This is a genomic window from Bradyrhizobium sp. JR3.5 (genome assembly GCF_054057015.1).
Genome location: NZ_JBSRYV010000002.1, coordinates 1,951,099 through 1,965,165, shown reverse-complemented (window position 1 = coordinate 1,965,165; position 14,067 = coordinate 1,951,099). Strand labels below are relative to the sequence as shown.

13 protein-coding genes and 1 pseudogene are annotated in these 14,067 nt (G+C 63.9%); 11 read left to right on the top strand and 3 right to left on the bottom strand.

The window, feature by feature from the left end; all coding sequences use genetic code 11:
- Nucleotide 1 precedes the first annotated feature (1 nt).
- The 10 genes and pseudogenes from ureC (at nt 2) to ACVWW1_RS26245 (ending at nt 9,345) form a co-directional block, all read left to right on the top strand.
- Nucleotides 2-1,717, top strand: coding sequence for an urease subunit alpha (ureC, locus tag ACVWW1_RS26290; RefSeq protein WP_456657927.1), 1,716 nt, complete (start codon nt 2-4; stop codon nt 1,715-1,717).
- Nucleotides 1,718-1,766: 49 nt separating this feature from the next.
- Nucleotides 1,767-2,066 carry a putative quinol monooxygenase gene (locus ACVWW1_RS26285; RefSeq protein WP_024581875.1) on the top strand — a complete coding sequence of 100 codons (300 nt, stop codon included), beginning with the start codon at nt 1,767-1,769 and terminating at the stop codon, nt 2,064-2,066.
- Nucleotides 2,067-2,091: 25 nt separating this feature from the next.
- Nucleotides 2,092-2,187 (top strand): annotated as a pseudogene (locus ACVWW1_RS26280) (putative quinol monooxygenase); the annotation flags it as partial.
- A 52-nt stretch (nt 2,188-2,239) separates the two neighbouring features.
- Nucleotides 2,240-2,392 (top strand): putative quinol monooxygenase, encoded by a 153-nt coding sequence (locus tag ACVWW1_RS26275; RefSeq protein WP_456660682.1) that lies wholly within the window; start codon nt 2,240-2,242, stop codon nt 2,390-2,392.
- Nucleotides 2,393-2,400: 8 nt separating this feature from the next.
- Nucleotides 2,401-3,015 carry an urease accessory protein UreE gene (locus ACVWW1_RS26270; RefSeq protein ID WP_456660681.1) on the top strand — a complete coding sequence of 205 codons (615 nt, stop codon included), beginning with the start codon at nt 2,401-2,403 and terminating at the stop codon, nt 3,013-3,015.
- Nucleotides 2,996-3,733, top strand: coding sequence for an urease accessory protein UreF (locus ACVWW1_RS26265; RefSeq protein WP_456657926.1), 738 nt, complete (start codon nt 2,996-2,998; stop codon nt 3,731-3,733). The genes ACVWW1_RS26270 and ACVWW1_RS26265 overlap by 20 nt, the downstream gene beginning before the upstream one ends.
- A gap of 178 nt (nt 3,734-3,911) precedes the next feature.
- Nucleotides 3,912-4,556 (top strand): urease accessory protein UreG, encoded by a 645-nt coding sequence (gene ureG / locus ACVWW1_RS26260; RefSeq protein WP_092118982.1) that lies wholly within the window; start codon nt 3,912-3,914, stop codon nt 4,554-4,556.
- A 402-nt stretch (nt 4,557-4,958) separates the two neighbouring features.
- The gene (locus tag ACVWW1_RS26255; protein ID WP_456657925.1) at nt 4,959-6,620 is read left to right on the top strand and encodes a CHASE domain-containing protein; all 1,662 of its coding nucleotides are present in this window, start codon (nt 4,959-4,961) and stop codon (nt 6,618-6,620) included.
- Between the two features lie 204 nt (nt 6,621-6,824).
- Nucleotides 6,825-7,853, top strand: coding sequence for a cytochrome-c peroxidase (locus ACVWW1_RS26250; protein ID WP_456657924.1), 1,029 nt, complete (start codon nt 6,825-6,827; stop codon nt 7,851-7,853).
- Between the two features lie 508 nt (nt 7,854-8,361).
- Complete coding sequence (locus ACVWW1_RS26245) at nt 8,362-9,345, top strand: hypothetical protein (RefSeq protein WP_207834915.1); 984 nt, start codon at nt 8,362-8,364, stop codon at nt 9,343-9,345.
- Between the two features lie 21 nt (nt 9,346-9,366).
- On the opposite strand, the gene ACVWW1_RS26240 is transcribed toward ACVWW1_RS26245, so the two are convergent.
- The gene (locus ACVWW1_RS26240; protein WP_176528895.1) at nt 9,367-9,732 is read right to left on the bottom strand and encodes a methylamine utilization protein; all 366 of its coding nucleotides are present in this window, start codon (nt 9,730-9,732) and stop codon (nt 9,367-9,369) included.
- A 220-nt stretch (nt 9,733-9,952) separates the two neighbouring features.
- On the opposite strand from ACVWW1_RS26240, the gene ACVWW1_RS26235 reads away from it, so the two are divergent.
- The gene (locus tag ACVWW1_RS26235) at nt 9,953-12,862 is read left to right on the top strand and encodes an EAL domain-containing protein (RefSeq protein WP_456657923.1); all 2,910 of its coding nucleotides are present in this window, start codon (nt 9,953-9,955) and stop codon (nt 12,860-12,862) included.
- A gap of 255 nt (nt 12,863-13,117) precedes the next feature.
- On the opposite strand, the gene ACVWW1_RS26230 is transcribed toward ACVWW1_RS26235, so the two are convergent.
- Both ACVWW1_RS26230 and ACVWW1_RS26225 read right to left on the bottom strand, forming a co-directional pair.
- A complete protein-coding gene (locus ACVWW1_RS26230) occupies nt 13,118-13,666 on the bottom strand; it encodes a sigma-70 family RNA polymerase sigma factor (RefSeq protein WP_092118964.1) in 549 nt (182 codons plus the stop codon).
- A complete protein-coding gene (locus ACVWW1_RS26225; RefSeq protein WP_018269610.1) occupies nt 13,666-13,869 on the bottom strand; it encodes a NepR family anti-sigma factor in 204 nt (67 codons plus the stop codon). Before ACVWW1_RS26225 ends, ACVWW1_RS26230 begins: the two co-directional genes overlap by 1 nt.
- Between the last annotated feature and the right edge of the window lie 198 nt (nt 13,870-14,067).

The window sequence follows — 14,067 nt, the reverse complement described above, 5'->3', positions numbered from 1 at the left end:
CATGTCCGTGAAGATCAAGCGTTCCGTCTATGCCGACATGTTCGGGCCGACCACCGGCGACAAAGTGCGGCTCGCCGACACCGATCTGATCATCGAGGTCGAGAAGGATCTCACCACCTATGGCGAGGAGGTCAAGTTCGGCGGCGGCAAGGTGATCCGCGACGGCATGGGGCAGTCGCAGGTGACCAACGCGCAAGGCGCGGCCGATACCGTCATCACCAACGCGCTGATCGTCGATCACTGGGGCATCGTCAAGGCCGACGTCGCGATCAAGGAGGGGATGATCGCGGCGATCGGCAAGGCCGGCAATCCCGACATCCAGCCCAATGTCACCATCATCATCGGTCCCGGCACCGACGTAATCGCGGGTGAGGGCAAAATCCTCACCGCGGGCGGATTCGACAGCCACATCCACTTCATCTGCCCGCAGCAGATCGAGCACGCGCTGATGAGTGGCGTCACCTCGATGTTAGGGGGCGGCACCGGCCCCTCGCACGGCACCTTCGCCACCACCTGCACGCCCGGCCCGTGGCACATGGGGCGGATGATCCAGTCGTTCGACGCCTTCCCGGTCAACCTCGGCATTTCCGGCAAGGGCAACGCCTCGCGTCCGGCGGCGCTGGTCGAGATGATCAAGGGCGGTGCCTGCGCGCTGAAGCTGCACGAGGATTGGGGCACCACGCCGTCGGCGATCGACACCTGTCTGTCGGTGGCCGACGATTACGACGTCCAGGTGATGCTGCATTCGGACACGCTGAACGAATCCGGTTTCGTCGAGGAAACCGTGAAGGCATTCAAGGGCCGCACCATCCATGCTTTCCACACCGAAGGCGCCGGCGGCGGCCACGCCCCCGACATCATCAAGATTGCGGGCCTGAAGAACGTGCTGCCGTCCTCGACCAACCCGACCCGGCCGTTCACCCGCAACACCATCGACGAGCATCTCGACATGCTGATGGTGTGCCATCATCTCGATCCGTCGATCGCCGAGGACCTCGCCTTCGCCGAAAGCCGGATCCGCAAGGAGACCATCGCCGCCGAGGACATCCTGCACGATCTCGGCGCGCTCTCGATGATGTCGTCGGACTCGCAGGCGATGGGCCGGCTTGGCGAGGTGATCATCCGCACCTGGCAGACCGCCGACAAGATGAAGAAGCAGCGCGGAGCGCTGCCGCAGGACAAGGGCAACGACAACGACAATTTCCGCGTCAGGCGCTACATCGCCAAATACACCATCAACCCGGCGATCGCGCATGGCGTGTCGAAGCTGATCGGTTCAGTGGAAAAGGGCAAGATGGCCGATCTGGTGCTGTGGTCGCCGGCGTTCTTCGGCGTCAAGCCGGACTGCATCATCAAGGGCGGCTCGATCGTGGCGGCGCCGATGGGCGATCCCAACGCCTCGATCCCGACACCGCAGCCGGTGCATTACCGGCCGATGTTCGCCGCCTTCGGCAAGGCCCTGACCGCGTCCTCGGTGGTGTTCACCTCGAAGGCCGCGGTCACCGGCGGCCTCGCCCGCAAGCTCGGGATCAGCAAGAAGCTCTACGCGGTACAGAACACCCGCGGAAAGATCTCCAAGAAGAGCATGATCCATAACGACGCGACGCCCGAGATCGAGGTCGATCCCGAGACCTATGAGGTACGCGCAGACGGCGAGCTCCTGACCTGCGCGCCGGCCGAGGTGCTGCCCATGGCACAGCGCTACTTTATGTTCTAAAACCCATCCCGATATCTGAAACCAAAAGAGAAAACCGGGAGGAATTTCCGTGATTTACGTCGTTGCCACGCTGACCATCAAGCCCGAGACCCGCGCCGAATTCATCGCCGCGGCGACGGCCTGCATCAAGGAAACCCGCAAGGAGCCCGGCAACATCGCCTACGATTTGCACGAGAGCGTCACCGACCACAGCAAGATGGTGTTCGTCGAGCAGTGGGAAAACGCCGAGGCGCTGGTGCCGCATCGTACCGCCGAGCACATGAAGACGTTCGGCCGCGTTGCGGTGAAGTGCATGGCCGCGCCGCCGAAGATCGAGGTGATCACGCCCGAGAAGGTCGACGTTCGCTAACAAGAACAAGAACGGGAGAAACACCATGATCTATGTCATCGCAACCACGCCGATGAAGCCGGAAAACAAGGACGACTTCATTAGGGGACACAAGGCGTGCATCGCCGAGACCCACAAGGAGAAGGGCTGCCTCTCCTACGAGGGCCATGTCAGCGTCAACGATCCCAATCTGTATGTGGTCCGTCGAGCGCTGGGAAACCCGCGACGACCTGACCGCGCACAGCAAGGCGCCGCACATGAAGGTGTGGCGCGAATATTCCGCCGAAATGAAGACCGGCCCGACGGTGATCGAGATCATCAGCGACGCCAAGGTTCAGAAGCTCTGAGGCAATCGATGATCCGCGCAACCAAAGTCCTGGGACAGCATCGCTGGACAGAAGCGGCAGCCGACACCGTCGTGCTCGATTTCGACGACCGGCACCGGCGGCGGATGGTGATATCAGGGACGCGCGGGCTCGAATTCCTGCTCGATCTCGAGAACGCCATCGCGCTGCGCGGCGGCGACGCATTGGTGCTGGAGGACGGCCGCCTCGTCGAGGTGGTCGCAGCTCCGGAGCCGCTCGCGGAAATCCGCGGCAGCGATCCGCATCATCTGATCCGGGTCGCCTGGCATCTTGGAAACCGCCATCTGCCGACGCAGATCATGCCGAAAGGCCTGCGCATTCGGCGCGATCACGTGATCGAGGCGATGGTGAAGGGGTTAGGGGCCCGTGTCATCGAGATCGAGGCGCCGTTCGATCCCGAGGGCGGCGCCTATGCCGAGCACGCGCATGCTGACGAGCACGCGCATGGTCACGCCGGGCACGATCATGCCCATGGCGACGCGCACGATCACGGTCACCACCACGGTGATGGACATCACCACGACCACGATCACCATCATCATGATGAGCATTGCGACCATGCCCATCATCACCACGACCACTCCCATGCTCATGACCACAAATGAGCCTGATCCCGCTGCGGTGCGCGGCGGGATGGCGGAGGACGAGGCGGCCGCGCTGTACAGGCTGATGACGTGGCTGTCGCCGTCCTTTCCAGTGGGGGCGTTCGCCTATTCCAGCGGCATCGAATGGGCGGTCGAGGCCGGTGACATCACCGATGCCGCGTCGCTGCGCGGCTGGCTCGCGGCGATGCTCACCGACGGCAGCGGCTTTTGCGACGCCGTGTTCCTTGCGCAGAGCCATCGCGCGGCGTCGGAGCCCGGCTACGCGGGACTGAAGGAGATCGCCGAGCTTGCTGCTGCCTTCGTGCCGTCGCGCGAGCGGCAGCTCGAGACCACGACGCAGGGACGCGCCTTCATCGAGATTGCCCGTGCGGCCTGGAATGCGTCTGGCCTCGGCGCGATGATTGCGGCTTGCGGCGGGCCGATCGTGTACCCGGTCGCGGTCGGTATCGTCAGCGCTGCGCATGGCATCCGGCTGGCGCCATCGCTGCATGCCTTCCTGCATGCTGCGCTCTCGAATTGGATCTCCGCAGGCAGCCGGCTGATTCCGCTCGGGCAGACCGACAGCCAGCGCGTGCTGGCCGATCTCGAGCCGGTCGTTGCCGCGACCGCGGCGCGGGCCAACGCAGCTTCGCTCGAAGATCTCGGCAGCGCGACCTTCCGGGCCGACCTCGCAAGCCTGCGTCATGAAGCGCAGTATACGAGGCTGTTTCGGTCATGATGCGCTACACTGCCGGGTCGTCCCTGCGAAAGCAGGGACCCATAACCACAGACGCTTGTGGTTGTGCAAGTCTGCGGCCCCAGCTGCGCGCAACAACTCAATTCGGTGGTAATGGGTCCCGGCCCCCGTGCGCAATCGCGCACTAGGCCGGGACGACGATAGCGGAGGCACTGTTCACATGCCCACTTCTCACGGCCCGTTGCGCGTCGGCGTCGGCGGTCCGGTCGGCTCCGGCAAGACCGCGCTGATGGACCTGCTCTGCAAGGCGATGCGTGAGCGTTACGACATCGCCGCGATCACCAACGACATCTACACCAAATGGGACGCCGAGTTTCTGGTGCGCTCCGGTTCGCTGACACCGGACCGCATCGCCGGCGTCGAGACCGGCGGCTGCCCGCACACCGCGATCCGCGAGGACGCCTCGATGAACCTCGCTGCGGTCGCCGACATGCGGGCGAAATTCCCCGATCTGGACCTGGTGCTGATCGAGTCCGGCGGCGACAATCTGGCGGCGACCTTCTCGCCGGAATTGGCGGATCTGACCATCTACGTCATCGACGTCGCCGCCGGCGACAAGATCCCCTCCAAGGGCGGCCCCGGCATCACGCGATCCGACCTTCTGGTGATCAACAAGATCGACCTCGCGCCCCATGTCGGTGCGTCGCTTGAGAAGATGGACACCGACGCCAGGCGGATGCGCGGCGAGCGGCCCTTCGTGATGACCAATCTGAAGAAGAGCGACGGCCTCGACCGCATCATCAGCTTCATCGAGACCAAGGGTGGCCTTCGGTCGCAGGGCGCGGGCAAGGCGGCTGGCCGTTAATCATTGTGGCGGACCGTGGTGCGCTTCACCGTCACCCTGAGGCGCTCGCGTAGCGAGCCTCGAAAGGTGTACGGCCGCACTGTCCGGGCCGTTCACCCTTCGAGACGCGCTTCGCGCTCCTCAGGGTGACGGACGACGAGAGGGGAGCGCATTCCGCCGCAAAAAAGCTGCGCAATCGCCGGAACAATTTCCAACTTTGACGATTAGCAACCTTTGGTGCCGCCAAAGACCGCCGGATGGCGTCGTCGTTAATGTTGCCGACCGGCTCCTGTTGCGTACCGATGATCGCTATTCCATATTCCCTTGCGGCTGGCGTTCATCGCACCCTGATTTGTCGCCGCCCCCGCAGAAGCCAGATGCCTACCGTCCCCTTTCGCCACCCCCTGATTGCCGAGTAAGCGTGTGGTTCGACTGGGCTTCATCGTTGCATTGATTGCGCTGATCGGAGTTCTGCTCTCCGGTCTTGCCGCCTATCGGGTGCACGATCAGGAGCTCGCAATCGACGGTATCGCGCTGGCGCGGGCGATCGACGTCCATGCCAGCCTGGTGCAGGACCGCCTGACCGAGCGGGAGCTGCTGGCGCGGGTGGCCTCGGGACTGTTCCGGACCCCGTCGATGGTGAAGGCCAACATGCTGCAGCCGCTGCGCTCGGCGATCTACGCCTTCAAGACCGATTTCGTGGTCGCCGCCTGGATCGCGCGGCTCAAGCCGAACGAGCTGACCGCGGCCGAGGCGGAGCTGAAGGCCGCCGGCTTCACCAATCCCTCGATCCGCGATTTCGACGACCAGGCGCTCGACATCAAGGCGCTCGACAAGCCGATCAACGTGCTGATGGATGTCGAGCCGCGCAATCCGGAAACCCTGAGCATCCCGGGCCGCGCCTTCGACCGCCACTCGGTGGTCGGTCCGATGCTGGCGCGGGCAATGGAGAACGCCAAGCCCGTGGCCTCGGACCCGGTGCCGCTGCTGCGGCAGAACGGCCCGGTCGGGGTCGTGCTCGCTGCGCCGGTGTTCCAGGAGGGTGGGTCCGAGCCGGCCGGCTTCATCACCTTTTCCTACGAGCTGTCGTCGCTGATGCTGACCAACGACGATTCCTCGCTGTTCGCGGTGGCGTTGAAGGACCCGCGTGATTCCAACGACGAGTTCACCGCCAACGAGCAGGGCATCGTCACCTCGCGCGCGGTGCGCCAGGACGGCCCGCTGCCGTCGATGGTCCGCACGGTGACGTTCGGCGGCCGGGACTGGTCGCTCGACTATTACGCCAAGAGCAACGCCACGGTGCGTGCGCAGCAGACCGCGACCATCGTCGCTGCGATCGGCCTCGCGCTGACCGGCATCGTCTGCGGCCTGTTCGGCTATGTCGCCTACAACAATTTGCGCCTCAGCCGCGAGATCGAGGTTCGGATCGGCTTCGAGCGCCGGCTGACTGCGGTCATCGACGAGCTCAACCATCGGGTCAAGAACATCCTCGCGGTGATCCAGTCGATCGTGACCCGCACGCTGCGGCACGGCGCCGACATCGACGTCGCGCGCGAACTGTTGATCGGGCGCATCCACGCGATGTCGAATGTCGTCACGCTGCTCAGCGAGAGCCAGTGGCAAGGCGTCAAGCTGAAGGGCCTGTTCGAATCGCGCGCGATTCCGCATGCCGACCGGATCGCGGTGAACGGTCCCGACATCACCGTCAGCGCCCGCGCCGCGCAATCGCTGTCGCTGCTGTTTTTTGAGCTCGCCTCGCACTCCGACGAAGGGCTGTCGCTGGTCGGCAAGCATCCGCACATCGTCGCGAACTGGGAAGTCGCCGGCGAGGATGCGGACTCGATGTTCCATTTCCGCTGGGAGGAGTTCAACACCAGCCAGGCGACGCGGCGGGCCGACAGCGATTTCGGCCTGATCCTGCTCGACCGCGTCGCGCCGGAGGCGCTCGGCGGCACCGCGAAGCGCTACTTCACCGACGTCTCCTATGTCTATGAGCTCACCGCGCCGATGGACACCGTGGTCGATATGACCGAGCGCGACCGCACCGAGCAGCTCTCCGCGCCGGTCCGTCCGGCGAAGAAGTAGAGCGTCCCACGAAGTAGACCGCCGTGGCCCGCCTTAGGTTGAGTGGCTATGGTATTGCACGGATTGATCGAAATCAGGAGCGCCGGACGACGCTCAAATGATCTGTGACGGAATCCGGCATCCGTAATAGACCGCAACCGAGCGTTAAAACTTCGTTGAACATGCTTGGGCATATACCGAGCAGGATACCGTCTGAGGACCCCGATGAGGCTTTGGGTCAGCCTGACCTTGCTCGCGGCAGTTTTGCCTGTCGGGCTGTCGCTTGCCTTGACCCCGGCGACGGCGCCGCGCGACCCTGCGACAATCCGTGCCGGCTATCGCCGGCCCGACGTGGTTCCCTTCCCGAGCAGCAATCCCTATTCGGAGGCGAAATCCGCGCTGGGGCAGATGCTGTTCTTCGATCCGCTGCTGTCGCGGTCCAAGACGCACTCCTGCGCGAGCTGCCACAAGCCGAGCCTGTCATGGGCCGACGGCCTGCCGCGCGCCATCGGTGAGGATCCGAAAGGCTTGCCGATCCGTTCGCCGACGCTGATCGATGTGGCCTTCTTCGAGCCGCTGGGATGGGACGGCAAGTTCAAGGATCTCGAATCCGTTGCGTTCGGGCCGATTCTGAGCCCGATGAACCTGAACATGACCGAGCCGGAATTGATCGCGCGTCTCGCGGCGATCCCCGGCTATGTCGATGCATTTACCCACGCGTTCGGCGACGGCGCGATCACACGGCCGAGGATCGAGCAGTCGCTGGCGACCTTCGAGCGCTCCATCGTCGCGGGCGAAGCCCCGTTCGACCGCTGGATCAAGGGCGACGAGAGCGCGATCAGCGCAACGGCTCAGCGCGGCTTTGAGCTTTTCAACGGCAAGGGACGCTGTTCGTCCTGCCACAGCGGCCCATCCTTCTCCGACGGGTCCTTCCAGGATATCGGCACCGCCAAAGGCCAGGACATCGGGCGCGGACGTTACTTTCCGACCTCGGCGAAGCTGAAATATGCCTTCAAGACCCCGACATTGCGCGACGTCGTGCGCCGTGCGCCCTACATGCACGACGGATCGGTCGCAACGCTGGAAGATGTCATCGAGCTCTACAACAAGGGCGGGATCGAGCGGCCGAGCCGGTCGCCCGACATCAAGCCATTGTCTCTGACGGCAGGCGAGAAGAAGGACCTCATCGCCTTCCTGCAAACCCTGACCGCCACGGCCCCGCCGGTGGCGGGGATCCCCAAATTGCCGCGCTGAGCGCAGCAGAGGGTCTGGAACGGGGAGGCGTCAGGCGAGGTGCGGCAGTGCGGCCCCAAGCAGGCCGAGCCCGACGACTAGGAACGCGCCCGCGCAAGTCTCGAGGGCCGCCGTGCGCGACGGGGACGATTTTGTCACATAGGCGAGGGCTGACCCCACCCCGATACTCACGACGCTCAACGCTCCGAACATTTAACCGGCCTCCCGATCCGATTTGTCCGGGTTTCACTACGACAGTTGAATTGAGCCCCCGTGCCGGAATTAGCTAAAATTCGATGGAACCGGCCGGAAAAGATGCACTGAAGGACGGGTTGGGGCCTGCCTGCCGCAATTAACCACAATGCAACCAGCGGATGTCCGGAGGCAGGCGCAAAGCATAAAATTTGATATAAGTTAAACATAGTCCTTAAGCGTATGTGTGTGGGCGGTTGGTTCAATGTTTAGTGGGCGGGAGCGAGATGCCGCGTCGGCTGTGCGCTCCTTTTTCGCCACGTGCCTTGCAGCGGTTTTGTTTTGCGTCACAGCCGCGCGCAGTGCCGAGGCACATGTCAAATGGTTTTGCGCTTACGATGTCGCCGGTCAGCCGCGCGGACTCGAGAATGTCCTTTGCCTCGATTTTGAACTGCTGCTCGGCGTCGCCGTCTTCTGGCTGTTTGCGGGCTGCCTGATCGAGCCGACATCGCTGGGCGATGCGACCATTCGCGTGCTGGACCGCGTCACCGAAGCGCTTCGGCTGCACACTGAACTGATGATGCGCGCGGTCTGCGCGTTCTTCTTCATCTCGATCTGGGCCGTGGGGGGGATCCTGCTGACCCCCGAGTTGAAGACGTCGTCACCGCTCGTGGGCGCGTTGCAGCTCGCCATCGCCGCCGGCATGCTGTCGCGGCGCACGCTGCCGCTGTCGGCCGTGGGGATGGCGATCCTGTTCGGCATCGGCATTCGCGATTACGGCGTCTTCCATCTTGCCGACTACCCGATTTTTCTCGGCGTTGCCGCCTATTTTGCGCTGATCGGGCTGAACAAGGACCTGTTCGGAATCCGCCCGATCGATGTGATGCGGTACGCTGCGGCGGTGACGCTGATGTGGGCCTCGATCGAAAAATGGGCCTATCCGGAATGGAGCTTTCCGCTCCTGATCGAGCATGCCGGGATGACCCTCGGCTTCGATAACGAATTCTACATGCGCGCCGCGGGCATGGTGGAATTCGCGCTCGCCTTTGCCCTGATCTGGACGCCGCTGATCCGGCGCTGCGCCGCCGCCGTGCTGACGGGGATGTTCATCAGCGCGTGCTTCGAGTTCGGCAAGATCGACACCATCGGACACTCGGCGATCATCGCCGTGCTGTTTGCGATTCTTGCCGACAACAAGGTGTTGCCGCGCGATCGTCGCGCGCCGTGGCTTGCCCCGGTTGCGCTCTGTGCCGCGCTGTCGCTGACGCTGTTCGTCTACTATTTCGGCCACGCCGCGATCTTCAAGACCTCGGTCCTGTAGATCGTTGATCCCTGAGAGGGACTATTTGGCGACGTGGACTGCGAGCTTCATCTTCGGATGAATGCCGCACAGCACGGTGTAGTCGCCGGGCACCGAAAAGGTGACGTCGAACTTGCTGCCCGGCTGCTGGTCGCCCGAGTCGAAACTGAAAGTATCGGTGCTCAAATAAGCGTGATGCAACAGCTCGCCGTCATCGTTAATGAATCGTAAAACCTCGCCGCGCTTGATCGAAATCTCCGCGGGTTTGAATTCACGATCCTTCTGCGAGATGACATAGGGAGCCGCACCCAGAGCGGCGCCGGCTAGCGCTCCCGTGACAATCGCGGCCACTAAAGGCACGCGGCCGGACCGGCCGAGGCGCAGGATGCGCAACAAGCCTGACTGCATGAGACCCCCGCTTGAACCTCGAACACCCAACATCGGCTACCCCAGGGTGCAAGTGGTGCCTCCCGGATTACCTGTAACGATGATTATCGCTGGCTGATCTTAACGATTTCAGCATCAGTTCCAGTCACTACTAAAGCAATTTTGAGCAGACAGTCATTTTTCCGCAGCGCTGCGCGTTTCTGCGTGGCTTGAACATCGAGCACTACGGCGAAACGCGGGTATGGATAGCCTATTAGGCAACCTCAAGGTGAAGACCGGTGCAGCCATTCGGTTCGCAACCGGCGGCCTGTCGCGTCTTGCCCTGACCACGGGTTCGATCCGCACCCAGATTCTGATTTTCTGCCTCGCGATGAGCGCCGTTGCTGTCGCGCTCGGCGGATACTCCATCCTCGGCATCCGCCATGCCGGCGATCTGGTGGCCAAGACGTTCGACGAATCCCTGATGTCGATCAATTACGCCCGCGCGGCCGGTGCGGACTTCGCCTCGATGCGGGTGGCGTCGTCGCAGCGTCTGCTGACCACGGATCCGGAAATTCGCGCCAGCCTCGACAGCCAGATCGAAAAGCTCGCCAAGACGCTCTCGGAAGACCTGACGATCGCTGCCGACCGCTCGCAGTCCTCGCGGGCCGCGCAAGCCGCGGCAAAGGTTCAGGAAGCCGCCGACGCCTGGATGGCACTGCATCGCCGCGCCATCGGATCGTCGCTCGAGGGAAGCCCGGCGGCTGATCCGCAGTCCTCGGGCACCACGGTCGGCGACGTCGATCGCTACTCCAAGATCGTCAGCCAGCAGGTTGAGCTGCTGGTCAACTATACGGCCGGCGACGGCTTTCTGTTCAGGCAGAAGGCGCTCTCGACGATCAAGCGGGACCTGCAGCTCAACGTCGCCGGGCTGACCGTCGCGCTGTTCCTGTCGGCGCTGTTCTCGTGGGTGTTGGCGCGCCGGATCATCGGGCCCGTCGCCATTGCATCGCGGGCCGCGCGGAGCATCGCCGGCGGCGACCTCGACGCGACCGTCCCCAAGGGCGGCACCGACGAGCTCGGCACGCTGCTGACCGCCATGGAAACCATGCGCGACAACATCAGGCGGATGGTCGATCAGGAGGTCTCGCAACGCCGCTCCGCGCAGGCGCGGCTTTCCGATGCGCTCGAAACGTCGCACGAAGGCGTCGTGCTGCTCGATGCGGATGGCCAGATCGCGCTGGCCAATTCGCGCGCCAGCGAATTCATCCGTCTCTCGCCGCAGCTTCTGCGGTCGGATCGGCTCGATGCCCCCAGCCTGGCGCCGGCCGACAGTGACTTCGATGGCTTCGCGAGCGAGGCGCAGCTTTCCGACGGGCGCTGGCTGCGTGTCAGCCGCAGCGAGACGCAGGAGGGCGGCGTCGTTCTCGTCTACAGCGACATCTCCGCGTTGAAGCAGCAGAAGGCCGAGCTGCATGAAACCAATCTGCGGCTCGACGCGGCGCTCACGCACATGTCGCAAGGGCTGTGCCTGTACAACAGCGAGGCGCGGCTGCAGGTCGCCAACCGCAGGTTCTGCGAGATCTTCGATATTTCGCCGGAGCTCGTCGTTCCCGGAATGACCATGGAGGACGTGCTCGGCCTCAGCGTCGCCGCCGACAATCACGGTGACCAGACCGTCGCCGACCTGCTGGCGGAACGCGAGCGATCGATGGCCCAGCACGAGGGCAACTATCTGCAGCATCTCAGCGATGGACGGATCATTGCCATCGCGCAACGGCCGACATCGGACGGCGGCTGGCTCGTCACCTGCGAGGATGTCACCGAACAGCAGCGGGCCGAGTCGCAGATCGCGTTCATGGCCCGGCACGATGCCCTGACCAGGCTGCCGAACCGGACGCTGCTGGCCGAACGGATCGAGCTGGCGGTCGCTCAGGTCGGCCGCGGATCCGGCTTCGCGGTGTTCTGCCTCGATCTCGATAATTTCAAGCAGGTCAACGATACGCTCGGGCATCCGGTCGGCGACGAACTGCTGTGTGCGGTCGCCGACCGCCTCAACGCCTGCGTCCGCGAGGTCGACACCGTCGCGCGTTTGGGCGGCGACGAGTTCGCAGTCATCCAGTGTGGCGTCCAGGCCGGAGAGGAGGCCGAGCGCCTCGCTCGCCGCATCGTGGAATGCGTCGGCGCTCCGTACGAGCTCAACGGGCATCGCGTCGTTGTCGGATGCAGCGTCGGCATCTCGATGTCGCCGGTCGACGGCAGCACCGGAGAGAAGCTCCTGAAGAACGCCGACGTCGCTCTGTACCGCGCCAAGATGGAAGGCCGGGGTACCTGGCGCTTCTTCGAGCCCGCGATGGACGCCAGCCTGCAGCGGCGCCGGGCGATCGAGCTCGATCTCCGCGAGGCGATGGCCAAGGACGAGTTCTCGTTGTACTACCAGCCGCTTTACGATCTCCATCTCGACCGCATCTGCGGCTTCGAGGCGCTGCTGCGCTGGCATCACCCGAAGCGGGGAATGGTGGCGCCGGACCAGTTCATCCCGATCGCCGAGGAGATCGGCCTGATCGCCCCATTGGGAGAATGGGTCCTCAATCGCGCCTGCGAGCAGGCCGTCAGCTGGCCCAGCGAGATGAAGCTCGCGGTCAACGTCTCCGCGGTCCAGTTTCGCGATCCCGACTTCATCGACGTCGTCGTCAACGGGCTGGCGGCGTCGAAATTGTCGCCGCGCCGGCTGGAGCTCGAAATCACCGAATCCGTCTTCCTCGCGAACAGCAGCGAGACGCTTGCAACGCTGCACAAGCTGAAGGCGCTGGGATTGCGCATTGCGCTGGACGATTTCGGCACCGGTTATTCGTCGCTGAGCTATCTGCGCAGTTTTCCGTTCGACAAACTCAAGATCGACAAATCCTTCGTGCGCGACGCGACCGCGACGCATGGATCGAAATCGATCGTGCGCGCCGTCATCAGCCTTGGCAGGAGCCTTGGCATGACCACGATCGCCGAGGGCATCGAGACCGTCGAGCAGCTGGACCACATGCGGGCCGAGGGCTGCAACGAGGCCCAGGGCTTCCTGTTCAGTCATCCGGTCCCGGTGACCGAGATCGCGGGCAAGATCCTCGAATTGAGAAACGGCTTCAAGCCGAATGCCGTCAAGCAGGCAATGGCGGGCTAGGCTGTTGCGCCGGGTGCCGCGCGGACCCATCCCCAGGCCTCGCCGATATTGTCATCCGTTACGACGCCGGTCCGGCGAAAGCCCAACCCGTCTAGAATGCGCGAGGACGCGCCTGGGCACTCGATCGTTTTCATTCCCCCTGTATGCCAGGCGGATCGCAGCGTGTGCGACGCCCGAAGCGACGGCCCGCGAGATCCCTTGCAAAAGAAAAGGCGGCCCGATCGGGCCGCCCTTCCATTCTAGCATCGCGCTTGTCTAGCCGCCATTGCCGCCGATCACGGCGCGCACGGTGTTGTCGGGGCCGAAATCCTCGGCGCTGTCGACATAGAGCAGCGCGGAGAGCTTCGATCGCGCGCGGTTGACGCGGCTCTTGATGGTGCCGACCGCGCAGCCGCAGATCGCCGCGGCATCCTCGTAGGAGAAGCCGGAGGCGCCAACCAGGATCAGCGCCTCGCGCTGGTCCTGCGGCAGCTTTTCGAGCGCAGCGCGGAATTCCTCGAACTCCAGATGGGCCGTCTGCGACGGCTGGCTCTTCAGCGTCTTGGCATAGTTGCCCTCGGCATCCTCCACCTCGCGCCGCCGCTTCCTGTAGTCGGAGCGAAACAGGTTGCGCAGGATGGTGAACAACCACGCGGGCAGGTTCGAGCCGGGCTGGAACGAGTCGATATTGGCGATCGCGCGCAGCAGGGTCTCCTGCACCAGATCGTCGGCACGGTCACCATTACCGGACAGCGAGATCGCGAACGCGCGCAGGCTCGGGACCGACGCCAGGATGTCGTCGCGAAGTTCATTCGTGAGAGGCATTAGTCCCCTCCATTGTTCTTGTCAGTATCGCCCCCGGCCACAGCCGCCGCGGCAGCCTCGGGTCCGTCGAGTTTGCGGATCAGCTCCGCAAAGCGGTCGGGCACCCCCTGCCGCACCACGTCGTCGTACATGGCGCGAAGCTGGTGGCCGATTCTCGATTGAATCTCGGCGTTGAGACCGCCCTGCTTCTTTACTTCCTTCATGATGTGATCCACGCTTCCCCGGGAGTGAAGTCTCTGATTTTCAAGTCGATTCCTCGAAAAAAGAGGCTGGCCGCGTTGCCTCGTCGGTCAGGAGCTAATGCAAAGTTGCGCAGAAAGTTCCGGAAGGCTGGAACTATTTCGTGGAACTTTTTCGGCGCTCGCGCGTAGTCGGGCATGCAGGGGAACCTGGGGCGCCCC